20 protein-coding genes and 2 pseudogenes are annotated in these 23891 nt (G+C 56.8%); 13 read left to right on the top strand and 9 right to left on the bottom strand.

Annotation, left to right across the window (positions count from 1 at the left end):
- Window positions 1-211: 211 nt before the first annotated feature.
- The 3 genes from JFT63_RS26690 (at window position 212) to JFT63_RS26700 (ending at window position 6822) form a co-directional block, all read left to right on the top strand.
- Window positions 212-2776, top strand: coding sequence for an autotransporter family protein (locus JFT63_RS26690; RefSeq protein ID WP_198845115.1), 2565 nt, complete (start codon window positions 212-214; stop codon window positions 2774-2776).
- A gap of 218 nt (window positions 2777-2994) precedes the next feature.
- Window positions 2995-5148 carry a TonB-dependent siderophore receptor gene (locus JFT63_RS26695; protein ID WP_186560608.1) on the top strand — a complete coding sequence of 718 codons (2154 nt, stop codon included), beginning with the start codon at window positions 2995-2997 and terminating at the stop codon, window positions 5146-5148.
- A gap of 180 nt (window positions 5149-5328) precedes the next feature.
- A complete protein-coding gene (locus JFT63_RS26700; protein WP_198845116.1) occupies window positions 5329-6822 on the top strand; it encodes a methyl-accepting chemotaxis protein in 1494 nt (497 codons plus the stop codon).
- Between the two features lie 112 nt (window positions 6823-6934).
- Here the strand turns inward: JFT63_RS26700 and JFT63_RS26705 are convergent, their stop codons facing one another.
- The 3 genes from JFT63_RS26705 to JFT63_RS26715 all read right to left on the bottom strand — a co-directional run bounded on the left by JFT63_RS26705 (window position 6935) and on the right by JFT63_RS26715 (window position 10932).
- Entirely contained in the window at window positions 6935-9367 is a 2433-nt protein-coding gene (locus JFT63_RS26705) for a TonB-dependent siderophore receptor (RefSeq protein ID WP_198845117.1), read from the bottom strand.
- 75 nt (window positions 9368-9442) lie between these two features.
- Window positions 9443-10408, bottom strand: coding sequence for a FecR domain-containing protein (locus JFT63_RS26710; protein ID WP_057703447.1), 966 nt, complete (start codon window positions 10406-10408; stop codon window positions 9443-9445).
- Window positions 10405-10932, bottom strand: coding sequence for a sigma-70 family RNA polymerase sigma factor (locus tag JFT63_RS26715; protein ID WP_057703448.1), 528 nt, complete (start codon window positions 10930-10932; stop codon window positions 10405-10407). The genes JFT63_RS26710 and JFT63_RS26715 overlap by 4 nt, the downstream gene beginning before the upstream one ends.
- 237 nt (window positions 10933-11169) lie before the next feature.
- On the opposite strand from JFT63_RS26715, the gene JFT63_RS26720 reads away from it, so the two are divergent.
- Window positions 11170-11409, top strand: a complete 240-nt coding sequence (locus JFT63_RS26720) for a hypothetical protein (protein ID WP_057703630.1) — start codon at window positions 11170-11172, stop codon at window positions 11407-11409.
- A gap of 155 nt (window positions 11410-11564) precedes the next feature.
- On the top strand, window positions 11565-12728 hold the full coding sequence (locus JFT63_RS26725; RefSeq protein WP_186560599.1) for a sensor histidine kinase: 1164 nt from the start codon (window positions 11565-11567) through the stop codon (window positions 12726-12728).
- Here the strand turns inward: JFT63_RS26725 and JFT63_RS26730 are convergent.
- The gene (locus tag JFT63_RS26730) at window positions 12712-13377 is read right to left on the bottom strand and encodes a TIGR02466 family protein (protein WP_198845118.1); all 666 of its coding nucleotides are present in this window, start codon (window positions 13375-13377) and stop codon (window positions 12712-12714) included. The genes JFT63_RS26725 and JFT63_RS26730 overlap by 17 nt on opposite strands.
- 226 nt (window positions 13378-13603) lie before the next feature.
- On the opposite strand from JFT63_RS26730, the gene JFT63_RS26735 reads away from it, so the two are divergent.
- Window positions 13604-13861, top strand: a complete 258-nt coding sequence (locus tag JFT63_RS26735) for a DUF6429 family protein (RefSeq protein ID WP_057703451.1) — start codon at window positions 13604-13606, stop codon at window positions 13859-13861.
- Here JFT63_RS26735 and JFT63_RS29800 read toward each other — a convergent pair.
- A pseudogene (locus JFT63_RS29800) lies at window positions 13840-14022 on the bottom strand (GNAT family N-acetyltransferase); the annotation flags it as partial. The gene JFT63_RS26735 and the pseudogene JFT63_RS29800 overlap by 22 nt on opposite strands.
- A 96-nt stretch (window positions 14023-14118) precedes the next feature.
- Here JFT63_RS29800 and JFT63_RS26740 point away from each other — a divergent pair.
- Window positions 14119-14739, top strand: a complete 621-nt coding sequence (locus JFT63_RS26740; RefSeq protein ID WP_198845119.1) for a LysE family translocator — start codon at window positions 14119-14121, stop codon at window positions 14737-14739.
- Between the two features lie 169 nt (window positions 14740-14908).
- Window positions 14909-15448 (top strand): AAA family ATPase, encoded by a 540-nt coding sequence (locus JFT63_RS26745; protein ID WP_198845120.1) that lies wholly within the window; start codon window positions 14909-14911, stop codon window positions 15446-15448.
- A gap of 95 nt (window positions 15449-15543) precedes the next feature.
- Here JFT63_RS26745 and JFT63_RS26750 read toward each other — a convergent pair whose 3' ends face one another.
- Complete coding sequence (locus JFT63_RS26750) at window positions 15544-16758, bottom strand: aldose 1-epimerase family protein (RefSeq protein WP_198845121.1); 1215 nt, start codon at window positions 16756-16758, stop codon at window positions 15544-15546.
- Between the two features lie 296 nt (window positions 16759-17054).
- Here JFT63_RS26750 and JFT63_RS26755 point away from each other — a divergent pair, with 296 nt between their 5' ends.
- Window positions 17055-17354, top strand: a complete 300-nt coding sequence (locus JFT63_RS26755) for a hypothetical protein (protein ID WP_198845122.1) — start codon at window positions 17055-17057, stop codon at window positions 17352-17354.
- Window positions 17355-17794: 440 nt separating this feature from the next.
- Window positions 17795-18601 carry a hypothetical protein gene (locus JFT63_RS26760; protein WP_233102420.1) on the top strand — a complete coding sequence of 269 codons (807 nt, stop codon included), beginning with the start codon at window positions 17795-17797 and terminating at the stop codon, window positions 18599-18601.
- Window positions 18602-18775: 174 nt separating this feature from the next.
- On the opposite strand, the gene JFT63_RS26765 is transcribed toward JFT63_RS26760, so the two are convergent.
- Window positions 18776-19102 (bottom strand): phage integrase N-terminal SAM-like domain-containing protein, encoded by a 327-nt coding sequence (locus JFT63_RS26765; RefSeq protein ID WP_198845123.1) that lies wholly within the window; start codon window positions 19100-19102, stop codon window positions 18776-18778.
- Between the two features lie 205 nt (window positions 19103-19307).
- Between JFT63_RS26765 and JFT63_RS26770 the strand changes: the two genes are divergently transcribed.
- Window positions 19308-19919, top strand: a complete 612-nt coding sequence (locus tag JFT63_RS26770) for a DUF6037 family protein (protein ID WP_198845124.1) — start codon at window positions 19308-19310, stop codon at window positions 19917-19919.
- Between the two features lie 970 nt (window positions 19920-20889).
- Here the strand turns inward: JFT63_RS26770 and JFT63_RS26775 are convergent.
- Window positions 20890-21861 carry a LysR family transcriptional regulator gene (locus tag JFT63_RS26775; protein ID WP_198845125.1) on the bottom strand — a complete coding sequence of 324 codons (972 nt, stop codon included), beginning with the start codon at window positions 21859-21861 and terminating at the stop codon, window positions 20890-20892.
- Between the two features lie 102 nt (window positions 21862-21963).
- On the opposite strand from JFT63_RS26775, the gene JFT63_RS26780 reads away from it, so the two are divergent.
- Together JFT63_RS26780 and JFT63_RS26785 are read left to right on the top strand one after the other, a co-directional pair.
- A complete protein-coding gene (locus tag JFT63_RS26780) occupies window positions 21964-23067 on the top strand; it encodes an alkene reductase (RefSeq protein WP_198845126.1) in 1104 nt (367 codons plus the stop codon).
- A gap of 136 nt (window positions 23068-23203) precedes the next feature.
- A complete protein-coding gene (locus JFT63_RS26785; RefSeq protein WP_198845127.1) occupies window positions 23204-23587 on the top strand; it encodes a nuclear transport factor 2 family protein in 384 nt (127 codons plus the stop codon).
- Window positions 23588-23767: 180 nt separating this feature from the next.
- Here JFT63_RS26785 and JFT63_RS29805 read toward each other — a convergent pair.
- Window positions 23768-23891 (bottom strand): annotated as a pseudogene (locus tag JFT63_RS29805) (LysR family transcriptional regulator); the annotation flags it as partial.

Raw genomic sequence — 23891 nt, forward strand, 5'->3', positions numbered from 1 at the left:
CGGCCTTTTCGATCTGCAACTAAGGTGCGCAAAGTACTGCCCCCTTAAGGTGCAGTCGAGAAAGCCATGCCAACCCTTTGCATTGGCCGATGTTTTCAGATGCAGGTAACCCGTAGTCCCTGATCCGTATCGCGTTCGTTGTTGCCATGGTTTTGCACCGCGCCTGGCGTGCCAGGTGCCGGACGATATTGTGCTCAAGCGAGGACGGACCATGCGCACACGGATAACTGCTTTGTTGTACTCAGGCATTGCCTCAGCGATTGTATTGACGACCTGGCCGCTGGCCTCTTATGGCGCGTGCACCATCAACAATACGCTCGGCAACGACACCTCCAGTTGTGACAGCGCCACCGCACCGGGCTTTACCGATACCGGCGGCGACAACACCCTCGAACTCACCGCCACCGGCAGAGTAAGTGGGAACGTGACCTATGGAAGCGGCAATGATCGCGTGGTCGTCAACGGCCCGGGCGCCGGCGTCGATGGCAACCTCAACCAGGGTGATGGCAATAACTTTTTCCGGCTCAACCAGGGCAGTGTCAGCGGGTCCATCAGCCAAGGCGCGGGCGCCGATGTGGTGGAAATTTCCGGGGGCCAGGCAGGCGCTGTCAGCCAGGGCTCGGGAATCGACCGTTTTGACATGAGTGGCGGCACTATCGCCTCGCTGGAACAGGGCGACGGCCTGGACGTCTTCAACATGAGCGGCGGCACCATCACCGGCGGCTTCGACGACGGCGACGAAGCAACGATGACCGGGGGCACCATCGGCCGGGTCAACATGAAACTCGATGACAATCGGTTCGATATGTCGGGTGGCAAGATCATCGGCAACCTGGTGACCGGCTTCGGCAAAGACACCATTCTGATCTCGAAAGACGCCTTGGTTGGCGGCAATATCAGCGTCAGCGGTGGGGACGATCAGGTGATCATCAGCGGTGGTGAGGTTAACGGCCAAGTGCTGCTCAGCTTCGGCAACGATGAATTTGTCTGGTCTGGAGGCAAACTGCACTCATCCGTGCTGATGGGCGCCGGCGACGATACGGCCATGCTTCAGGGGCTGGTGGCTGAACAAGTGGCTGCGGCGCAACTGATAGACGCCGGCGTGGGGATCGACAACCTGACCCTGAACAATACCCAAGTCGATGATCCTGGCCTGTTTGCCAACTGGGAAAGCATCCGCCTGGACAACGGCTCGCACATGACCCTGGGCGGGCCCCTGACCCTCGGCGACAGCGAGACCGGCACTGGCGCCCTGTTCATTGATAGCAGCAGTGCGCTGCTGGTCAACACGGGCGGTATCAGTCCGTTTACCACCGGGCAGTTGGCCAACGTGACCAACAGCGGCACCCTCGACATGGTCACTGGCAGCACCACTGCCAGTGACACCTTGACCATCAACGGCAATTACACCGGCGACGGCGGGCGTCTGGCCCTGCAAACCGTGCTGGGAGCAGACGACTCGGCCAGCGACAAACTGGTGGTCAGCTCCGGCACGCTACAGGGCAACACCACCCTCTTGGTGACTAACCTTGGGGGCGCCGGCGCCGCGACGTTGCAGGACGGCATCCAGGTGGTGCAAGCGCTCAATGGCGCCAGCGGGCCTGGCACAGCCTTCACCTTGGGCAATACCGTAACGGCCGGGGCGTTCGACTACTACCTGTTCAAAGGTGCGGGCACGGCTGGAACCGAGCAGAGTTACTACCTGCGCTCCACGATCCCGGCCACACCGCTGCCCAAACCTGAAGAACCGGCCATGCCATTGCCTGAGCCGGTGCCAGGAACCCCGCCCCTGCCGTCTAACCCCACTGAAAAAGAGGTTCCGATCTATCGTCCCGAGGTGCCGCTGTACGCCGTGTTGTTTCCCGCTGCGCAGCAAATCGTGCAAGGGATGCTTGGCACCTATCACGAGCGCATGGGCGATCAGAGCCGGCAGCAGCACACCGGCGTGATGCCGGCAGGTTGGGGACGGGTCTACGGCAGCAGCAGCCGACAGAGTCTTGCCGGTGCGGTCAACCCTACGTTGGACGGTTCGCTGACAGGGTTCCAGGTCGGCACCGATGTGTTCGCCAGCGAGTTGGGCAACGGCCTGTTGCAGCGCCTCGGGTTCTTCGTCGGTCACAGTCGCCTCAGAGGCGATGTAAAAGGCTTCAATGGCGGCTGGGAAAACAAGGACGCCGGCAAAACCACCTTGCGCGGCGACAGCCTGGGGGTCTATTGGACGCTGATCGGCACTAACCAGGCTTATCTTGACCTGGTGTTGATGGGCACCCGCTTTGATGGCAATAACGAGTCAGCGCGTGGCGTGAAAATGAAAACCCGTGGGCATAACGTCACCGCCTCTGCTGAAGTGGGCTGGCCGTTGGCGCTGAGCGCCCGCTGGATTCTGGAGCCCCAGGCGCAGTTGATAGTCGGCAAAACCAGGCTCGATAGCCAGAACGACGGTATTTCCGACGTTTCCTATGACGCCGACACCAACGTCACGACGCGCCTGGGTGTGCGCCTGCGCGGTGATTACACCGTTAATGGCATGCCGTTGCAGCCTTATGTGCGTGCCAATGTCTGGCATTCCAGCGCCGGGGACAACAGTGTCGTATTCAACGATGTAACGCGTATAGACACCGAACAAAAATCCACCACGATGGACGCCAGCCTCGGGGCCACCCTGCAAGTTGCCCAAGGCATTAGCCTGTACGGTGAAGTCGGCTATGACCGCAACCTGGACAGCAATAGCTTCAACGGCCGCCGGGGGACGCTCGGCGTAAGAATGGAGTTCTGACCCAGAAACCGCTGTAGGAGCGAGCTTGCTCGCGAAAAACTCACAGACGCCGCGTTCATTCAGCCAGCACGCGTTATCGTTGAGATTTTTTGCGAGCAAGCTCGCTCCTACACGGCCATGTAAGACTTTTTCCCAGAGCTTGGATCTGCCACACTGATGCGAATAATTATCAACAGATTTTTTATTTGCCACGGATGGCCTTTGGGAGCCCTATATCCATGTCTGTGCAACAACGCGTCAGCAACGTTTTTTCACCCAGCTCAATGGCGATGGCGATCTGCCTAGCAACCTCACAAGCGGCCCTGGCCGCCGACGCCGAAGCCCCGGCCACCATTGAGCTCGGCGCCACCCAGGTGTCGGGCCAGCAGCTTGGCGCAACCACTGAAGGCAGCGAGTCATACACCACCGGCTCGATGAAGACTGCAACCAAACTGCCGCTGACCCTGCGTGAAACCCCACAAGCTGTCACCGTGATTACGCGCCAGCGCATGGATGACCAGGCCATGACCAGCATCAACGACGTGGTCAACGCAACGCCAGGGTTGTTCCTGAACTACTCCAACGGCCCCGGCCGGCAGGCTTACACCGCACGCGGCTTCAATGTCGACAACCTCATGTATGACGGTATCCCCAGCGGTTACAACGGCGCGTCGGTGGGCGCCCAGCCAAACCTGGCGATGTTCGACCGCGTCGAGGTGGTGCGCGGCGCTACCGGCCTGGTGACCGGCGCGGGCAACCCCTCGGCAGCCATCAACCTGATCCGCAAGCGGCCCCTGGACGAACAGAAAGTCACCCTCACCGGCGCCGCCGGCAGCTGGGATGACTACCGTGGCGAATTCGACGCCTCCAGCCCGCTCAACCCCAGTGGCACCTGGCGCGGTCGCGTCGTCACGTCCTACCGCGACGCCAACAGCTTTATCGACAAGGCCGAGCAGGATCACGGCCTGTTCTACGCCGTCACCGAAGCCGACCTGAGCGAAGACACCACTCTCACCCTCGGCTACTCGAACCAGAAGGACAAGACCAACTACTTCTGGGGGGCTTCGATGGTCGGCCTGGATGGCCATCACCTGGACCTGTCGCGCTCTTACAACCCCGGTACCGACTGGGAAAACAAAGACCAGGAAATCAACACCGTGTTCGCCGAGCTGCGCCAGCGCCTGGCCAATGACTGGAGCCTGCAGGTCAACGCCAATTATTCCGAACAGGACGCATTGTTCTCCGGCTCCTACCAATCGCGCTGGACCAACAAGACCCTCGCCCGCACGGTGTATCAGGCCAGCTATGATGAAAACCAGGCCGGCGTCGACGCCTTTGCCAGCGGCCCGTTCGAGGCGTTCGGGCGTACCCATGAGCTGGTGGTGGGTGCCAGCAAGCGCATCTACGACATGACCACTCACAACTACAGCCCGTATGAGCGAGACTGGCCGATCAATGCCGGCAAACCGAACTTCACCCGCACCAACAACGCCCGCGAAGTCACCACCCAGGACGGCTTCTACCTGACCTCACGCCTGAGCCTGGCCGACCCGTTGAAGCTGATCCTTGGCGGGCGCCTGGATTGGTATGACTACGACAACCGTGATGGCGACGGCGACTACAAGGTTACCCGCAACCTCACCCGCTACGCCGGCTTGATCTACGAACTGAACGACCAGCACTCGGTGTATGTAAGCTACAGCGACATCTTCACGCCACAGAAAGAGAAGAGCACTGCCGGCACCCCGCTCAAGCCCATCGTCGGCAAGAACTATGAAATCGGCCTCAAGGGCGAATACCTGGGGGGCGCGTTGAATGCGAGCGTGGCGCTGTTCCGCGTCGACCAGGAAAACCGCGCCGTGAAGATCGTTGTACCGAACTGCCCACAGGCCTCTTGCAACCAGGCCTCGGGGGAAATCCGCAGCCAGGGCATCGACTTCGAACTGCAAGGTGCCTTGACCGAGAACTGGCAAGTCGGCGGTGGCTACACCTACGCGCGAACCCACACCATCAAGGACCACGCCAACCCGCAGAAGGTCAACAAGCAGTTCGACACCGACACCCCGGAACACCTGTTCAAATTGACCACTCGCTATAACTTGCAGGGCCCGCTGGAAAAACTTCGGGTCGGCGGCAACATCTCCTGGCAGAGCCGCATGTACAACGACATCAAGCTGGCCGATGGCAGCACCTACCGGCTCAAGCAAGGCGGTTACGCAGTCACCGACCTGATGGCCGGCTACCGGGTCAACCAGCACCTGGACCTGCAGCTCAACGCCAACAACATCTTCGATCGTCACTACTACCAGTCCATTTCCGACTCCGTGGAGTATGGCGGCGATTCCTATGGCAGCCCACGCAACATGATGCTGACCGCCAAGTACAGCTTCTGATTCCAGCCTGTACCGTGGGAGGGCCTGCGCCCTTCCACTCAAGTCCCCTTCCCTCCTGCCGATAACCGTTTGCCGGATCTGATCCGGTAAAAAACGCTGCACCTGACTTGCTATCGACCAGTGGCCATCGTGGCACGCCACATGCTTGGTTGCTGGTATCACTACATGGAGTAACCGTGAATGCCCCTTCGCACACGCTTCCTGGAGCACTACCGCAAGGCCGACCGCATCATGCTGGCGTTGATCTGGCTGATGTCCCTGTTCTCCGTGGGGTTGGCGTTCTGGCATGACACCCTGCTCCAGGCGCTGCTCGTCGGTGGTGGCACCGGCGTGGTGCTGACGGCGCTCTACCGTGTCATCGGCGGCACCCGGGTGATGCGTTGCGCACTGGGCGCCGGCTTGATGGTGATGGCGGCGTTGCACATCAACCAGGCACACGGGGTGATCGAATCCCACTTCGGCATTTTCGCGCTGTTGGCGGTGTTGACCTTCTATCGTGACTGGCTACCGATCCTGGTAGCGGCGTTGACCATTGCCGTGCACCACCTGGTGTTCCATGCGTTGCAGCACCAGGGTTTTCCGGTGTTCGTGATGGAGCATCACGGCGGCTGGACGATGATCTTCGTTCACGCGTTTTATGTGGTGATGGAAACGGTCGCCCTGCTGTACCTGGCGGTCCATAGCCAGGCTGAAGCGGTCGAAGGCCAGGAAATGCTTGAGAAGATGCTCGCTGTAACCTCACAGTTCACCGAGCAAAGCGCGCAAGGTGAAGACAAGGTGCGCGTGTCGCTGGCCAAGCGCTTCGACCACTTCCTGCAACAACTGACCCACCTGATCGACGGCGTCGCCCGCGACTCCCACGGCCTTGGCCAACTCGGCCAGGAACTGGCCACCGCCAGTGGCACCCTGGAAAAAGGGGCGCGGCATCAACTGGTGCAGATTGGCGAAATGAACGGCTCCATGCAGCGCATGGAGGACGCCATGGGCCACATTACGGTGCAAGTCGAACAAGCCGTGGAACATGCCGGCCAAGCCAGCCAGCAAATTGTTCGCGGCCAGGAAAGCGTCGGCCGCGCCCAGGATGAAATCAGCCAACTGGCCTCACGCATCAACGGCACTGAATCCACCGTGCAATCTTTGGCCGTACAGGCCGAGCAAATCGGCTCGGTGCTGGAAGTGATCAGCAGCATCGCCAACCAGACCAATTTGCTGGCCCTCAACGCTGCCATCGAAGCCGCGCGCGCCGGCGAGCAGGGCCGCGGGTTTGCCGTAGTCGCCGACGAAGTGCGCAGCCTGGCGCAGCGCACCGCCCTCTCCACCCAGGAAATCAAAACCATCATCGAAGGCTTGCAACAGGGCAGTCGCGAGGCCGTCGAAGCCATGCACGCCAGCCGCGAAGGCGTGGAACGCTGCGTGCAAGACAGCCAATTGGCGGTGCAGATGCTCAAGGCAGTCGGCGAGGACATTACGCATATCGATCAACTCAATAGCCGCATCGTCGCGACCACCCGCGAGCAGACCTCGGCGAATCTGGAGATCGTCGAGCGCTTGCAGTCAGTACAAAACATCGCCCAAAGCACGGCCGACGATGTGGAAACCCTGGCCCGCAGCAGTGAACGCCTGCCGCCGATTGCGGTGCGCCTGGATGCGTTGGGGCGCAGGTTTCATCCTTGAATGCGTCGATACGCTAGACGGGTTGCCTCATTTCATCAGGTTCACTTCTGCGACCCGGATGGGTATGAACCGGCGGTGTGGAGCGCTGCACCTTGATCACATGATCTAATCATCAAAAGCTGTAACGCGCAGTCAGTTTCATATTGCGTGGATCACCGTAGATGTCGTACGGGCTATAGCCCCCATTGGCCACGCTGCTGTAGTACACACGATCGAACAGGTTGTTGACGTTGACCTGCAGGTCCAGTTGCTCACTGGCCTTGTAGCCTGCTACCAAACCAACCACTGTGTACGAGCCCTGCTCGTTTTTCCAGGCCGTGGCGCCGGTCCCTCCCGAGGCGCGAATGCGGCTTTGTTGATAGACATCACCCCCCACGCGCCAGCGTTGCAGTTCACCTGGCAAGGTGTAAATGGTCGAGAGTTTGAACAGTTGCCGCGGCTTCTTGCGGTCGAAGTCTTCCCCCTCGCGTGCAGTGTTGGCGTCGTTGACATACTGGGTCTGGGTGTAGGTGTAGCCGGCGGCCAACTGCCAGTTATCAGTGAGGGCACCCTGGATTTCCATATCGATACCGCGGCTGCGTACCAACCCGGCAGCTTCATAGCAGGCACTGGCTGGGCCTGAGCCGCAGCCTTTGACGTCAGGCAATTCCTGGGCGCGATTCTTCTGGTCCAGCTGGAACACCGCCATGCTGGCGTTCAATGCGCCGTCGAAGTATTCGCCCTTGATGCCCACTTCGTAGTTCTCGCCAACGATAGGCACGATTACGCTCCCATCGACGCCTTTTTCGCTCTGCGGCTTGAAGATATCGGTATAGCTGACATAGACCGAATGATGAAGGTCCAGGTCGTAAACCAGACCGGCATAGCGCGTCAGATTACGGGTGACCTTGTAGTTGCTTTCACTATTTGCGCGGTCTTGGAATTCGTACCAGTCGACACGCCCCCCAAGGATCAGCGACAGCGGTTCGGTCAGTCGCAGCCGGGTGCTGGCATAGAAGCTGTCCTGAGTGGTGGTCTGGGGAAGACCGTTGTCTCCCCTGACATAATTGGGCTTGGCATGACCACGCGGGTTCCACGTGAAGGGATTGATGCCCGTGTTGATGTAATCGCTCCAGTCCTTGCCGGACCGGTAATCCAGCTTGCGCTTGCTGACGCCGAAGGTCAGGTCATGCTGTTGACCGAGCAATTGGAAGGGGCCGCTGAGCGCAAGGTCGTAGCCGGTTTCTTTCTGCTCCATGGCTTCGGTCCATAGATACTGGCGATTGTATTCCCAGATCGAAGAAGCCAGCACGTCACCGACAGTTTTCGACCGCATCGCCGCTGCGCGCAGTGTCCAGTCGTTGGGCAGGCCTTGTTCCAACGTAGCGAAATAGCCGGTGGTGCGATTGTCCGAGTATTCCCAGTCATGCCCCAGGAAAGTGTCACGGGGCAGCCCCAGGTGACCACCGCCACGCGCCATGGGCAATCCACCCCAGATGTAGTTGGTGTGGGTCTTCTGTCGGTAGCCGCCCAGTGTCAGAGTGGTGCTCTCGCTCAGGTCAGCGTCGACCACACCGTAGAACAGATCGTTATCACTTTCCACCGAGTCCCGGAAGCTCTTGGCGTCTTGCCGCGAGACCACAGAACGGGCGCGCAGGGTACCGCTGTCGTTGAGCGGGCCACCCACATCCAGCGTGCCCGTGTAGTCATCCCAGCTGCCGGCGCTGCCGGTGAGCGTGCCCTGGAATTGGTGGGTCGGGCGCTTGCGAACCAGGTTGATGGCGCCCGCAGGGCTGCCGGCGCCCTGGGCCAGCCCGTTGGGACCGCGCACGATCTCTACCCGATCATACATGGCCAGGTTGGCCTCTGCGCTGGGCAGGTAGGTCTGGAAGCTGGTGGGAAAACCGTCATACATGATGTTGTCAACGTCGAAGCCCCGTGAACTGAACGTAGGCCGCCCCGCGCCGCCCGCGTTATTCAGAAACAGCCCCGGCGTACTTTTAACCACATCGCTGATGTTGGTCATGACCTTGTCGTCCATGCGCTTGCGCGTCACCACGCTGACCGACTGCGGCGTTTCGCGCAGGCTCAAGGGCAGCTTGGTGGCCGTTTGCATAGCCCCGGTGGTGTAGGAACCGCTGTTTTCGGTCGTCGACGTCAGGCCCTGACCGGTAATGCTGGTCGCGCCCAGTTCCAGCGCGGTTTCGGCCACCTGCGTTACCAACAGGTAAAGCCCATTACCCTGTGCTGAGGCTTGTAGGCCGGTACCCTGCAGCAGTTGCTGCAAGCCGCCTTCCACACTGCTGGCGACATTCAGACCAGGGCTGCGCAGCCCCTCTACCAGGCCCGGTTCGATCGGCAGGGTGATACCCGCCTGGCTGGCGAAGGCCGAGAGCGCACTGCTCAGGTTACCGGCCGGCACGTGATAGGCGCGGCTCTGCTGCGCGCCTTGCTCGGCGGCGTGCAGCGACGCCGCACTCAGGGCGCCACCACCTGCGATGATCAAACCCAACGCGGCAGCGTGTACGGCCCGCGCCAGTGGTTGCATGCCCTGTTTCGTCGCCATGTGTTCGTCCCCGCCCGATAAAAGTAGTGTTGTTATGAGGGGGACACGCAGCCCGGCAAAAACACGACAACTTTTTTACGTGCTCGTACGCGCCGTTACAGTCACCCAATAGGGCGTGCGGTAGTGGACGCTCACCGGCAAGGTCTGGCTGAGTGCGTGGAGAACCTGGTCGGTATCGCGCAACTGGAAGGCACCGGAAATCAGCAACCCGGCGACTGCCGGATCGCAACGCAGCAGGCCACGTCGATAACGGTCCAACTCATTGATGAAATCATCGAGGCGCATCTTTTCTGCACGCAATACACCGCTCAGCCAGTCCAGACGATGCTGCGCCAATGGTACGGAGGGCTCCACCGCCTGGTTGTTGACATAGGTCTGCCGACCGGCCGCCAGGCCCGTCATACGCCCGTCCCGTGACAGCCGCAGGCCTACCTCGGCGGTGCCCTCCAGCGCGGCGAGGAAAGTGCCTTGCGAATATTGGCGCACCAAAAAGCGGCTACCTGACAGTGCAATTTGCGCCTGGGCGGTGCTGACGATAAATGGCCGCGCGACATGCACATCGGACACCTCAATGAGCATCTCGCCGGCGATAAGGCGCACATGACGAACACTGTCGTCGTAGGCGATGTCGATAGCGCTACCGGTGTTCAAGCGGATCTGTGCGCCGTCCGGCAGATTCAGCGTGCGCTGTTCCCCCGTCGCCGTGCGCTCGTCCGCCTGCCATTCGCGCCATGGCAAGCCCCGGTATGCCGTGAGGCCTACCGGCGCGGCAGCGATCAACAATGCAAGGGTCTTGAGCGTTTGTCGACGAACCAGGTTGCACGGGCGTTCCAGCGCTGCGCGCGCGGCCCCCTCGCCAAGCTGCTGGGTACGAGCACTGAAACGCTCCGCCAGTTGCCAGGCCCGTTCGTGGTCTGGATGCAGCGCCCGCCACTCGGCGCCGGCAACATGCTCGGCGGCGCACGCGCCGCTGCTCTGCAAGCGTACGAACCAGCTGGCTGCTTCGCGAGCAATACGCCGGTCAATGGGTTTGGTATTCATGCTGCGCTCTGGCTGGCGAGCACAATACACTCCTCGAACGCCCTCGCCAGGTGGCGTTGTACCGACCGTACGCTGAGCTCAAGCCGGCCGGCGATTTCTTCCTGGGTATACCCTTCCAGTTGCGCCATCAGGAAGGCGTGCCGGGTTTTGGCTGACAACAGCGCCAGTACCTGATCGATCTCGTCGAGCGCCTCAAGCACCAGCGCCTGATGTTCCAGCGACGGAGCCACGTCTTGCGGGGCTTGCGCCAACGCCTCCAGGTAGGCCTGCTCCAGTGAGCGGCGTCGATAGAGATTGATGCTCAATCGATTGGCGACAGTGGCCAGGTAGGCGCGCGGCGTCGTGACGCTCAACGGTTCGCCGAGCCCACTGCTGAGCAACCGCACGAACGTATCCTGGGCCAGATCAGCCGCATCGGCGGCGTTGCCCAGGCGCCTGCGCAGCCAGCCACGCAACCAACCGTGGTGGTGGCTGTAGAGCTGATCGATGGACTGATGGCGACTTGCCGACGAAGTAGACTGCACGGTATGAAATAGATGCTAATGAGAATTCGTCGCATTCTATCAGCCCAGCCTCGGCCCCGTGCAAGTAAAACGTTGTGCAGACAACCAAGCCATCCTTGCCCTTTTCCTGTTCGCGCCACGTCATCGCCTCTGGCTTGAGCGCTGCGAAACTCCTTAACCTTCCTTTGGTCGATGCTTTGAAGGGGCCGATAGTGCCTCAGATGTCTTGTGTGTGTAATGAACGTTGCGGAGACAGCCATGAAAGAAGCTTTCAACGATTTGCCCGGCCCCATTAAGCGGCAGGCTGACAGAATTCTTCGCGAGATCGAACTGGCGGGGTCGATGATTCTTGCAGTGAAAGGGGGCGCCAAAGCCCAGGGGTTTGTGTTGGGAATTACCTGCTGTGAGGGGCTCAAATCAGAGCGCTGTGAGCAGTTGGCAAGCCATTTTGACAGTGTGGTGGAGCAGAAGCTGAGGTCGCTGACCCTCGGGCTTTAGCGTCAGCGGGATGAATCCTGCAGGCACGTAGATTGGATCCATGCAATCGCGCCCACGGCAGCGCTTTAAAAGCTGCGAACAACCTCCTACACTGCCGGAAATTTCCTGCATCTGCGCAGCCTTGCTCTTGTGCCCTACCCTTCAGGATTACAGACATGCGCCTGGCCGATTTCATCCTTGAGCACCTCGAACCGATTCTGCAAGCCTGGGAAGATTTCGCCAGAACCCTCGACACTCCGGGCGAGGACCTCGACAGCGTGGCGCTGCGCGACCACGCCGAACAGATGTTGCGCGCCATCGTCAGCGACTTGCGAACCAAACAGACCCGCCAAGAGCAAATCGCCAAGGCCCAGGGCCTGGCCCCGGAGGAAGAGCACGAGACCGCAGCGGAAATCCACGCCATCACGCGGTTAATGGCAGGCTTCACCATCGATCAGATGGTGTCCGAATACCGCGCCCTGCGCACCAGCGTGGTCAGCCAGTGGATGCGCCAGGTCAAGGACGGCACGCCGATCAACGTAGACGACATGATCCGTTTCCACGAGGCCATTGATCAGGCTCTCGCCGAGTCCATCGCCAGCTACTCGCGTGCGGTCGAGGCGTCGCGCAACGTGTTTTTGGGCATCCTCGGCCACGACCTGCGCACGCCGCTAGGCGCAATCCTGCTGGGTGCCGACGTGCTGAGGCGCTCACAGGAGGCAGGCCCCAAGGCGACCAAAGTGGCCAACCAGATTTACACCAGTGTGCGCCGAGCCAGCCAGATCGTCGGCGACTTGCTCGACCTGACCCGCTGCCAGATGGGACCGGGCATTCCAGTCAGAACCGCAGCTATCGACCTCACACCGCTGTGTCAGCGGGTCGTTGAAGAAATCCGCACCTTTCATCCTGAGGCGATCATCCTGTTTGATTCCAAAGCCCAGGTGCAAGGCCAGTTCGACGGTGCCCGAATGGAGCAGGTGTTCTCCAACATCGTCAGTAACGCCGTGCAGCATGGCGACACCACACGACCTATCAAGGTTGAGTTGGGGTTTCAGGAAGACTTCGCAGTATTTTCCGTGCACAACAGCGGAGAAGCGATACCTGAGGATGTGCTGCCGTTCATCTTCAACCCGATGGGCCGCTTCTCTCAGCGTACTGCCGCCAATCACGGCCCCACGGAAGGCTTGGGCCTGGGCCTGTTCATCGCCTCGGAAATCGTCGCATCCCATGGCGGATCGATTGAGGTCAGCTCTGATACCGAACACGGCACGGTGTTTCATGTGCGGCTTCCGATCGCTACACCCCTGGTCAAAGACAAACGCGTCACACACCAAAGTTGAACGCTATGGAGATCCGCGGTCGCGGACCTTCAAAGCGCCGTACCGCGTGCATCAGCCAGGACGGAAACATCACAAACGTGCCGCTGCTGGCGGCGCAGGTGCTGCTGAACCCGGCTGTCAGGCAGTCTTCCACTCTCATGCGCAGGGCCGGGTTGTAGGTCGACGCCACCATGCCTCGCGGGTCGAGGAACTCCAGATCTCCCCCCACGGCGGGATCGTCCTCCCGGCCACCGGCGTCCACCCAATACACACCCGACCAAAACGCCCCCGGGTGACCGTGCAGCGCATTGCTGTGGCCTGCCTCATTCACGTTGACCCACGCATTGAGCTTCCACTCGAAACCGGGCTCGATAAAACCGTGTTGCTCGCTATGCACCGCGGTTAGCTGGGTAGCGAACTCGCAGGCAAACCTCACCAGGGCAGCGCAGGCATCCCCGCCCCACTCGGCAAAATCATGATCCGACTGCCAACCGCCGCTATTGCTGCGCTGCGTGCCATGGGCATCGGCGGCCATACGCTGGGCGATGAGGGTTTTAAGTTCCGAGTTAAGCCAGTGCGCGTCAGGATATTGAAGGCTGGCCAATGGCGTGGCAAACAGCCGCCTGATCTTGATCAACTGCGGATCCAAACTGTGATTACCGGGCTGCATCGTGAGGTTTCATCGTTACACAAGTGACTGAAAAACATACCGAATCAGCGCACGCTGGGGTGTAAACCTTTGTTAAAAACTTGAGGGTTATTGAAAGGTTTGGACAGATCGTCTACAAACTCCAAGTGGATAGGTTCAAGGCCTTAACTTACGGCAGTGTGCGCCAAAGACGACGCCTTGAGGCCGACTTCGACAAGGTGTACGTAGTACAAGCGGAGTAATCACCATGGAATACGACGAGTACGACGAAAAATTGATAGAAGACGCCGTCCTGGCCCTGCTGGCCACTTTCAGTACCGTTAGCGGCAATACGTGGAAAGGCTACGACTTTCAGATAATGAACCGATTGCATGACCAAGGTTATATCTTGAACCCGGTCAACAAGAACAAGTCGGTTTGGTTGACGACGCAAGGGCAGGAGCGAGGCAGGCAACTGGCGGATCAATTGTTTGGAGCAAAGGCTCAGGTAAAGGACAATCTGTAGCGCACCTCCACCAGCGTGACACCACCCCTCTCAATCTTGAGTTCGCTGCCCGCGTCCTCGACACAACCGACCCTGCGATAAAAGCGGATGGCCCGTTCATTGCGGGCCAGAACCCAAAGCGTCAGGCAGTCATACCCCTGCTGAATCAACGCCTGCAAGCCCAAGATGACGAAATCAGTTTCGCTATGGGGCGCCTCATTGCCGTCCGCGTCCGACTGCCCTTATCCTCACCGCTCCCGTTCGCCCCCGGAGCCGCCATGGACCTCGCCACCCTCGCCCTCTTCCTGCCTGCCTGCTTCGCCCTGAACATGGCGCCAGGCCCCAACAACCTGCTGTCGGTGAGCAACGCCACTCGCTACGGCTTGCGCACTGCCTGCCTCGCAGGTCTGGGCCGCTTGCTGGCCTTTGCCGGCATGATCGCCCTCGCCTCCACCGGGTTGGCGGTGGTGCTGCAAACGTCAGAGTTGTTGTTTTACGGGATCAAGATACTGGGCGCGGCGTATCTGTTTTATCTGGCGTACCAGCTATGGCGTGCGCAACCACAGACAGCCTCACAAACAGCCGCTCACAAGGTCGGCTTATGGGCCCTGGCACGGCAGGAGTTTCTGGTGGCGGCCGGCAACCCGAAAGCCATTCTGATCTTCACCGCTTTCCTGCCGCAGTTCGTGGTACCCGGCCACCCCATCACCGCACAGTTCGCCGTGCTGGCCCCGATGTTCCTGGCCCTGGAATGGATCGCCATCAGCGCCTACGCCTACATGGGCCTGCATATGCGCCGCTGGTTTGCCGAGCCAAGGGGCAAGCGCATCTTCAATCGTTGCTGCGCGGGGCTGTTGTCAGCGGCAGCGGCAGTGCTATTGACCGCCCGCAGGGCTTAACCCAACGCCTGTAGGCGCGAGCTTGCTCGCGAAAACCGCCAACGTTGGCACGGGTCGCCTGAATAAAACGCGGCGTTCCAGGGATTTGCGCGAGCACGTTGACGCAGACAGGCATTGCCGTAAAATCGCCCCCCCAAAAATTCAGCGTGCACAGCGAGAAGGAGCCTCAATGCGACGAGTGATGATTGTGGGTCAACCTGGGTCCGGCAAAAGCACTTTGGCGCGCAAGCTTGGTCAGTGCACGGGTTTGCCGGTGGTTCATATCGACACTATCCACTGGCAACCAGGGTGGATCGAACGCAGCCGCGCCGCGAAGACGCAGCTTTGCCTTGAGGTTGAAGCCCGTGAATGCTGGATATTCGAAGGCGGCCATTCATCCACTTGGGACAACCGGCTGGCCCGCGCAGACCTGTTGATCTGGATTGACCGTTCGGCGACGCTTCGATTCTGGCGCGTACTGCTGAGGACGCTGCTCAGACGCGGTCAGGCTCGACCAGACCTGCCCGAGAACTGCCCCGAGCGACTGGCGAACCTGCCGGAGTTTTTTAGATTCATGTGGCAGACCAAAAAATCAGCGCGAGTTCAGATGCGACAACTCATGGAGGCTGCGCCAACCACTTGCCGTGTGGTTCATCTGCGGTCCAATCGGGATACCCGGATTTTTCTTGCAAGCATTGGACGTTCTACTGGCCAGACAACACCCGATTGATCGACGGCTGACTTTCCAAGTCATCAATGTTGACGCACCCCGCACAAGCGTCGGTGCTCAACATCCATAACATCGCCATGATGCGCCACGGGGTGTCACCCCTTGCTCAGATCAACCAACGGCGTCTGACGCACCTCAGTCTCCCGACCAGCCTGAATCTCGCTGACCTGCTTCAAGGCCTTATCAACAGCCGCCTTGTCCGCCAACAAGCTGTAACTGATGCGGAACTGCTTGTGTTCCTTGGGCCCGATTGTCGGCACCAGATTCAGTGGCCGCTGATAACGACGGTTGTAGGAAAAACTAGTCCCCGGCTCCAGCCCCGTGACATAGCCCTGGCCTTGAGTGTCGGTGTTTTTCCAGAGGGAAAACACCGGCAGCGTCTGCGTATTGAAGCCGACCGAAACGCCCAGGCTGCCGGCCTTGTTATGCAGCACAGTCAAGGTATCGCCCTTGGCATCGGCATACGGCACCACGTTGTAGACCGTTTCGTCGTAGTCCTTGGTGGGTGCGCGATAGGTTTGCCAGTCAGCCAATTCGCCCTTGGCCTTGTCATTGAACGGCGACACCTGCTTCACCGGCGCGACAAACCGCGCGCCCTGCTCCAGGAACGGCGTGCTGAAGTTACTGTGATACAGCGCCTGGTATTCCTTCGAATAGTCGCCGTTGTTGGTCAGGGTGTCGTTGAGGGCAAACACCACACTGCCAGGCTGGGTGACCAGTTCAGTCGCGACGGAGAAATCGACCTTCTTGAACGCCTGCTCTTTCAGTTCGCCGCGCAGGGTGATGGCATACGGTGGTTTTTCATCGATATGCAGCGTGACTTTGTTCGCAGGGATATTCGCCGCCCGACCGTGCAGGGTCAGCAGTTCGCCGTTGTCGATGCCGGGGTGACCGACCCACTCATAGCCGCAGCGGGTCACCAACTCGTTGAAACCTTCCAGCCAGCCCAACCCACCACGGCCATTGAGCTCGATAAACGAAGGATTGACCACCTCTTTGACCGGCGAATCCCAGCCCATGCGCACATCACCGACCGACGCCTGCAACACGTTCATACCGCGAGTCGGCACCACCGAAAGCTTCATCGTGCCGTTATCGATATCAACAATGCTCACCCCCTCCTGCCGACCGCCGTGCAAGGTGCGCAGGGTGACGCTGAAGGGTTTGTCGGTTTGGATGCCGAGCTGCTGGCTGGTGATTTGCCAGTTCTGGGCGGCTTTGTCGGTGTCGAGCAGCACGTAATCCCAGGCCATGGCGTGGGAGGCAGTGGACAGTGCGCTGAGGGCAACGATGAGTTTTAGCGGGGTCATAGCGGTGGCCTTTATTGGAGTTGTGGAGGTTTTATAAACTCGATGAAACGTTTCAGCAAGCTTAAAAAGCGTGATGCTGGAGGGAAATGCCAGGTATGAGATGAAACTGGCCTGGGGGAGACTGGAGCCCAAAAGTGGGATGAGCGGCGTATGAGCTTCAGCCCATCCGCGCGGGTTACAACCTTGGCGTTGCTCGTCGGCTACCATGACGCTTATAGTCTCCCGGTCGCCCAAGTGACGACCAGGTTTGGCGACCTGATTATCGGTAAATCATTGCATTTATCGGAGTTTCAAAAATGGAAAGATATATCCCTCTTACTGGAATCGAACGGGTTCCGGCCTCCCTGCTCATTGATTCGCAAGCACCGCTGGATGTGCTGCAGGCGATGGCTGACTATCGTATTCGTACCGTGACTCAAGTATTGGAAAACATCGCTTCTCGGGGCGAGGTCGAGGCTGATTGCGTTGTGCTTTCAGACTTTGCACAACTGCTAGCTATACCATTGCGAGATGGGTGTGATCTGATGGATGTTATCGCGCGTCGATTGCGGGAGCAGGCTTCGGAGGTAGAAGCGCACTCTACAACGGTTAGCTAGTAAAAGGCCCCGCGCGCTGGAGCTAGGGCCAGCGCGTGGAGGAGGAACTGGGTATTTTTCATGGGCCGTAAACGGCCAGAAGCAGCCAGTCAAAAGCGTCTAGGAAATCAGGGTCGGTTCAAGATTCGTCGAGCACGGCCGACACAAATGCATTAATAGACACTTCCCAGACAAGTAAACGATCACTATATGCCGGCTTGGCAACCATGTGTTTGACCAACAAGGAGAGTTACCAAATGCTAGATCTCATTTACATCGTAGAAGATCATTTCGCCTCAGACACCTCCTAGCAAAATGACAGCGGCTACGCCCCAAACTTCACACTTCCTGGCCAAAATACTACACCGCTGACTGGAAAAGCTGTATATCCCGGCGTAGCGGTAGCTACGGCTGCAGCGGCTGCAGCATCGTCATTCCTGATTCCTATTCTGCCTATTTCTATGATTATTGGCGCAGCGGCCACCGCTGTTGGTGTTGCAGGCGCGGGTGCATCAATCGCCAAAGATCGCAGCGCCACAACAGATGAGTCAACCCCAGCTTTAGCGATAGCCGAAGAAACACGTTTGCTTACTGCTTACGTACAACGTCATTCGCTTTCCCGCACCCAAGCCAAAGAGGCTGACTATCGTTTCCAGCCAGGGCACCCAGTCGTTGGCAAGGCTTACCGCAAACACCCACTGTCCGACTACTCGAACCCGGATAACAGGAACCTCTACATTCCCAGCGATAGCTACGACGCAATCCTGCTGGAGGAGCGCGAATCGGAACTGGTAAAGTTATTGGTTCAACTCGGAGCGACTAAAATCAGCATCACCAAGAAAGTATCCGATAAAACCCGCGACTCCATCAGCGCAAAAGCATCGGTGCAAGTTGGCTCTATGGGTGGAGGCGCAGTCAGTTACGTAGGTAAAACTGAATACGATACTGATTCGCACGATACACGTGAGTTCTCGTTAACCGGCAAACCTTGGAACGTAGATAGCAAAGTCGATCGTGAGAACTTCTTTTGGCTGTCGTATGAGCCTTCATGGAAGGCTGTCGTGTTTGCACGCGAAGTGGGCGGCTGTCTGACTGCATCCCTAGAGATTAAAGAAAACACGTCATTCTCCACAGACAAAAATTTGGAACTGTCAGTCAAGGCAAAGCTAGTAGAGGTTGGTGCGCAGGCCGGTATATCGAATCTCGAAACCGGAGAAAAAACATATTTTGTGAAAGCAGAGTTCGCACCGGTAAGCCACAGCACATGACCAAAACCAAGCGATTTAGCATTGCGAGTAAACAGGAAGTAGTGCCCTTTACAGAGGTATTCCTTTTTTATTTGGCAATTATCACCGATTCAGGGAGTCGCGGCTGACTGCACATCGAAATAGTGACTGCTGATAGCAACTCACGAATGACCACTTTTGGCCGAGAGTAGACGTTTACGGATGACTTGAAGCCGTTTGGAAGCAAGGTACTATTAAATAGCTCCTTGCTCCCAGCTCCAAGATGAAACGAGTGAAGACTGAGGGCCAGCCAGGTAAGAACTCGCTAACTCCCGCTGGCCCCAGCTCCAGAGGGTGGCGCCTCCGGTGGTAGCGCAGGAAATAGCGTATCCAGTACCAGTAGGTCTTCTCGGTCCGAATGCTGTAGTGATTCACACCAATAACGTTAAGAAACTGTTCTCGCAGGCGTGTCTTGTCTATATCGTATTCATGCTGTATTTTTGTTTGCACAAAAAGAAAAAGGCAAGCGAATATAGATTGCATGCAACAGCAATGAAATAACCTATTGTTTTAAATAGAGAATTTACGAATTGGATTCACCAAGAGAGGCATTATTATGAAGAAGCCACTAATATGCAATCATAAAGCCGTCGACCCACTCAACTGTTATACCCCATAGGAATCGTGCAACATAATAGTTGCACTCTATTCAGTACAGCAGGTCTAATTTATCAATAGGAGTAAAAAGATGAGTGTATTTGAAAGCTTTAATTTATTAAAAGCGGACATGATTGAAAACGGTTGGGCTATAGAGGGCTTCCCTTTCAATTACAAAAGCCACGACTACATTGTCTTAGCAAAATTGTACGAAAAAGGGGAAAAAAGGCCGAAGTACGCTCTGATAAAAATAGAGATACTGAAAAGTAAAAATATTAATGAACGACTGGCTTTAGCTGTTAGCGCAAATGGCTTTATTATTGAGCCGAAACTATTGAGAGAATTTTTTAATATAGAGTATGGTGAAAACCTTGGGGATATATTGAGTCAGTTTAATGAGTACTTTGCTCAATTTATTCCAACTCAAATAACTTTAGGTAAATCTCCCCAGGTTGAGGACGCAATGGTTGAATCTCTATCAAAGAGTGATAGCCAAGATCCTAAAAAGCGCTACTGCTATGGTGTTATGAGAAATCAAGATGGGCGAACAAGAACATTGTTCAATGACAATAAAACCAGACTTCTAAGACCTACTTTGTACCAGGAATTCAGTAGAGATCAATCGATAAGTTTTTGCTACTCAATCGACACTAATGATCACAAGTCTGATGCAGTAATAATTCAGATTTTTTCTAACAGATGATTTCGAGATTTTGAATATAGCAAAGCCTTCAAGAGCGGACGCAAAAGCTTGGCTTGCGCTCCTTCGTCGCTAATTTTAGCCGAGCCTTTTTCGCAACTTATGGCAGCGTTAGGCTCTCAGGGCAACCAGAACACCCGCAAACTTTTACCTTGCATATTAAATTGATGAGAACAATTCGTCCCATAGCACTAGCATCAACCATCTTACTATTTTTCAGCTGCGTAAGCTATGAATCCGGAACTTGGACAAAACATGGACCGGTCACAATTGACGCAAGTAAAACATGTCTAATCTACTATTATGATTACGCCAACTTGATCAATGGCGAGCGCATTGTCGGTACGCTTCGCAGGGAACCAACCTCGGGCTTCTGATGCAAGGTGAACCTGTCATTAGTTTTGGTCTGTGGAATCGTAAATTTATGAAGGCACTTATTAGCGAAACCACTCAGGGTGTAGAGCTGAGACACGAAGGAAAACCTGAATTACTGAAATGTTCTCCCGCTCTTAATGAGAGCAATACAGAGACGGATCGAGATTGCACAGTAACCATTAGCGAACAGCACTTGGCATCCGTAAAATTTATTTTCCAAAAACTATCAACGACAAAATAAAATAACTTAGTAGAGCTCAGATGAGACGGCTCTAACAACTGGTTCTAACCGCTTGCTTCGCACACTGGGACGGGCTAAAGCCCGCCCCTTAACCAAAGCAGCAGAAAGCGCCACGTTCTGGAAAGTCGTGGAGGGCAGAAAAAAGGAACTTGTAAGCAATAAGCTAGAATGGTTTTAGATATGCAGTCGCATGTTATGAGCATTTAATATCGGACTAAGCCAGAACCACGCCAGCGGTCTGCTTTTGGCCGAAAGCAGTGATTCATAAGCGGCTGCTTCCGGCCAAAAGCGGACATTAGAAAAATAAATCCGCCTCGTTTCCCTGGTCCCCTTTTCCCTGGCATTGGGACAGTCAAATCATGACTTTCCGATCTTATTGGCACTCCGCATGAAATCAACAAACGCGCGCAGCTTGCCTGGCATGTGTTTACGATGGGGGTAGTAAAGATGAAACGCATCGTCCATGCCGCTGTGCTGCTTCAATATCTGACGAAGCGTACCGTTTTCTAACGCTTGCTTCGCGAAGTCCTCGAACACAAAACCAATGCCTTGGCCTTGTATTGCCGCATCAAGGACGGATCTCATTTCGTCAAAAATAAAACGCCCTTGAACATCGATTTGAACCATTTGCCCGCCCTCTTCGAACCTCCACTCAAAGAATCTTCCGCCAACTGAATACCGCTGGCGAATGCAGTTTTGCTTCAGCAGTTGCTCCAGCGTCTGCGGCTCAACCCGCGTGCGGAAGTAATCCGGCGCAGCCACCACAATTCTTTTTTGTGCCGCTCCCAACTGTATCGCGACCATGTCGTTTTGCACTCTTTTCCCCATGCGTATGCCGATATCGAAACCGGCATTAACGATATCGCCAAGTTGATTATCCAGTGATACCTCGACATTAATCAGCGGGAACTCTTCCATGAAAGCGGTTAGATGCGGTTCGATCAAGATGCGGTATGCAACATACGAAGAGTTGAGGCGTACTGTGCCAGATGGTTGATCAGTCGCGAGCAAGACGTGTGACAAGGAGTCTCTGATCAAAGCCAGCGCAGGTGCCAATGCTGCGTTCAATGACGCGCCGGCCTCGGTCAGGCTGACACTGCGTGTTGTTCGATTGAATAGCCGCACGTTGAGTTGCGTTTCCACATTTTTGATCGTGCGTGATACCGCAGTTGGCGTGACACCGATTTCTGCGGCGGCGCGAGCGAAGTTCAAATGTCTGGCGGCCGCCTCGAAGGTTAAAAGACCGGGGAAATGCACCGGCGGCAAAGGAAGTGAACTCTCTATGCCCTCAGCGCGCGCAGCGCCCTGCATTATGACCTTTTTGCTCATACTGTATCCACGCCTATGACTATTTACGTCATTATCATTGCCCCCCATAGTTGATATAGCAAGGTGTTTCATCCGGCAGAACAGTTATCTTCAGGAATCACAATGACGCTCAACCGCCCATCAACGGATCTTTTCACTCCAATGACTTTAGGAGCCTTATCTCTGGCTAACCGCATTGTCATGGCCCCGTTAACGCGCAGCCGCATGGGGCCAAAAGGCGTCCCCAACGAAATGCACGCTCTCTACTACGCACAACGTGCCAGCGCCGGTCTGATCATCAGTGAAGCGACCAATATTTCCGCGCAAGCGCGTGGGTATGCATTGACGCCAGGCATCTGGACTGAAGAGCAAATAGCAGGCTGGAAACAGGTGACAGATGCGGTGCATGCCGCTGGTGGACTTATTGTTTGCCAACTGTGGCATGTGGGGCGCTTCTCGCATGTGGACCTGCAGCCCGATGGCACGGCACCGGTAGCGCCCTCGGCGATTAAAGCCGAAGGCCAGACCTTCACTGAAATGGGAATGATGGACGTCTCCATGCCGCGAGCGCTGGAAACATCCGAAATCCCGGGCATTATCGAGCAGTACCGACACGCCGCCGCATGCGCAAAACACGCCGGCTTTGATGGTGTTGAAGTGCACTCTGCCAATAGCTATTTGCTCGATCAGTTCCTGCGCGACTCTACCAATCAGCGAACCGACCAATATGGTGGTTCGATTGAGAATCGCACACGACTCACGCTGGAAGTAACCGCCGCAGTCGTCGAGATCTGGGGGCATGACCGCGTTGGCATTCGCCTCTCTCCCGTGACGCCAGATGCCGGCAACACACCCTTGGACAGCCAGGTAATGCAAACCTATGGCTATCTGATTGAGCAACTGAATCGCTTCCAGCTCGCCTATATGCATTTTGTCGAGGGCGCCACCGCTACGTCACGCACTGTTCCCGAGAACGTAGATCTCGATGCGTTACGTACAGGGTTCAAAGGCCCATACATCGGCAATAACAATTACGAAATCGAACTGGCCGTTACCCGCCGTGCTGAAGGCAAGGTCGATGCAGTCGCTTTTGGCCGCCCGTTTATTGCTAATCCGGATTTGGTTCGTCGATTAAAAGAAGGTGCAGAACTCACTGTTGCGCCACGCGAAGCCTATTACGGTAACGGCGCAAAGGGTTACACCGATTGGCCTGCGCTCGCTGGATAAGCCAACTGAGCAACATTCCAAAAGTGAGACCTTGGGCCCCAGTGCCGCTGCAGATGGTCTCAGGGATTGATCTCAATGCCAGCCAGCAGTGGCTGGTTTTTTTAACATGATTGAAATTAACAGCAGGAGTACAAACATGAACAAACCTACTTATGTGCCGGAATATCAAGCCATCGTCGAGGTACTGAACAAATACAACGAAGGCTGCAAGCAGGCCAAAAGCAGCATCATGAAACCAGCTTTCAGTGAGCAAGCAACGATGTTTAGCGTCGATGGCGACGGTAAGCTGGCCGGCGGCCCGATTCAAACATTATTCGATGGCATTGACAGCGCGTTCCGCCCGTCTCCTGAAGCTCAAGGCGTAATCGTCAAAATCGACATCGTAGGCACCGCTGCCAGCGCGCGCATCGACACCAATGACGTATCGGGCTTTTGCTTTACAGATTTCTTCAACTTGCTGAAAGTTGATGGCAAGTGGACGGTCGTCAGCAAAATCTTCCACACCCACGTCGCGCCTTGAATATCTACCTTCCTTGAGCACACGACAGATGAGGCTTTGATCCCTATCTGTCGTGTTTTTCTTCGCAGCCGAGCGGAACTGCAACTGTACGTCCGGCACACCACCTGAAATCGGGCCATAAAGCGACTTTTCAACATAATCGGCCAGCCCTCCTCCCAAAAAATCCAAACCAACACATCCTCAAACCCCATGCCTCTCCACCAAAAAATCCACAAACGCCCTAACCCGCGCCGGCATCGCCCCTCCCCCCACAAACACCGCATGAATCGGCTCCACATCCCCCGGGTTAAATTCCTCCAGCAAC

This window comes from Pseudomonas sp. MF7453 (genome assembly GCF_016405455.1).
GTDB lineage: Bacteria > Pseudomonadota > Gammaproteobacteria > Pseudomonadales > Pseudomonadaceae > Aquipseudomonas > Aquipseudomonas paralactis.

Bases quoted from the DNA above. Each gene is read 5' to 3' on its own strand.
- JFT63_RS26690 (WP_198845115.1), top strand. From the start codon at position 212: ATGCGCACACGGATAACTGCTTTGTTGTACTCAGGCATTGCCTCAGCG.
- JFT63_RS26695 (WP_186560608.1), top strand. From the start codon at position 2,995: ATGTCTGTGCAACAACGCGTCAGCAACGTTTTTTCACCCAGCTCAATG.
- JFT63_RS26700 (WP_198845116.1), top strand. From the start codon at position 5,329: ATGCCCCTTCGCACACGCTTCCTGGAGCACTACCGCAAGGCCGACCGC.
- JFT63_RS26705 (WP_198845117.1), bottom strand. From the start codon at position 9,367: ATGGCGACGAAACAGGGCATGCAACCACTGGCGCGGGCCGTACACGCT.
- JFT63_RS26710 (WP_057703447.1), bottom strand. From the start codon at position 10,408: ATGAATACCAAACCCATTGACCGGCGTATTGCTCGCGAAGCAGCCAGC.
- JFT63_RS26720 (WP_057703630.1), top strand. From the start codon at position 11,170: ATGAAAGAAGCTTTCAACGATTTGCCCGGCCCCATTAAGCGGCAGGCT.
- JFT63_RS26725 (WP_186560599.1), top strand. From the start codon at position 11,565: ATGCGCCTGGCCGATTTCATCCTTGAGCACCTCGAACCGATTCTGCAA.
- JFT63_RS26730 (WP_198845118.1), bottom strand. From the start codon at position 13,377: ATGCAGCCCGGTAATCACAGTTTGGATCCGCAGTTGATCAAGATCAGG.
- JFT63_RS26735 (WP_057703451.1), top strand. From the start codon at position 13,604: ATGGAATACGACGAGTACGACGAAAAATTGATAGAAGACGCCGTCCTG.
- JFT63_RS26740 (WP_198845119.1), top strand. From the start codon at position 14,119: ATGGACCTCGCCACCCTCGCCCTCTTCCTGCCTGCCTGCTTCGCCCTG.
- JFT63_RS26745 (WP_198845120.1), top strand. From the start codon at position 14,909: ATGCGACGAGTGATGATTGTGGGTCAACCTGGGTCCGGCAAAAGCACT.
- JFT63_RS26750 (WP_198845121.1), bottom strand. From the start codon at position 16,758: ATGACCCCGCTAAAACTCATCGTTGCCCTCAGCGCACTGTCCACTGCC.
- JFT63_RS26755 (WP_198845122.1), top strand. From the start codon at position 17,055: ATGGAAAGATATATCCCTCTTACTGGAATCGAACGGGTTCCGGCCTCC.
- JFT63_RS26760 (WP_233102420.1), top strand. From the start codon at position 17,795: ATGATTATTGGCGCAGCGGCCACCGCTGTTGGTGTTGCAGGCGCGGGT.
- JFT63_RS26765 (WP_198845123.1), bottom strand. From the start codon at position 19,102: ATGCAATCTATATTCGCTTGCCTTTTTCTTTTTGTGCAAACAAAAATA.
- JFT63_RS26770 (WP_198845124.1), top strand. From the start codon at position 19,308: ATGAGTGTATTTGAAAGCTTTAATTTATTAAAAGCGGACATGATTGAA.
- JFT63_RS26775 (WP_198845125.1), bottom strand. From the start codon at position 21,861: ATGAGCAAAAAGGTCATAATGCAGGGCGCTGCGCGCGCTGAGGGCATA.
- JFT63_RS26780 (WP_198845126.1), top strand. From the start codon at position 21,964: ATGACGCTCAACCGCCCATCAACGGATCTTTTCACTCCAATGACTTTA.
- JFT63_RS26785 (WP_198845127.1), top strand. From the start codon at position 23,204: ATGAACAAACCTACTTATGTGCCGGAATATCAAGCCATCGTCGAGGTA.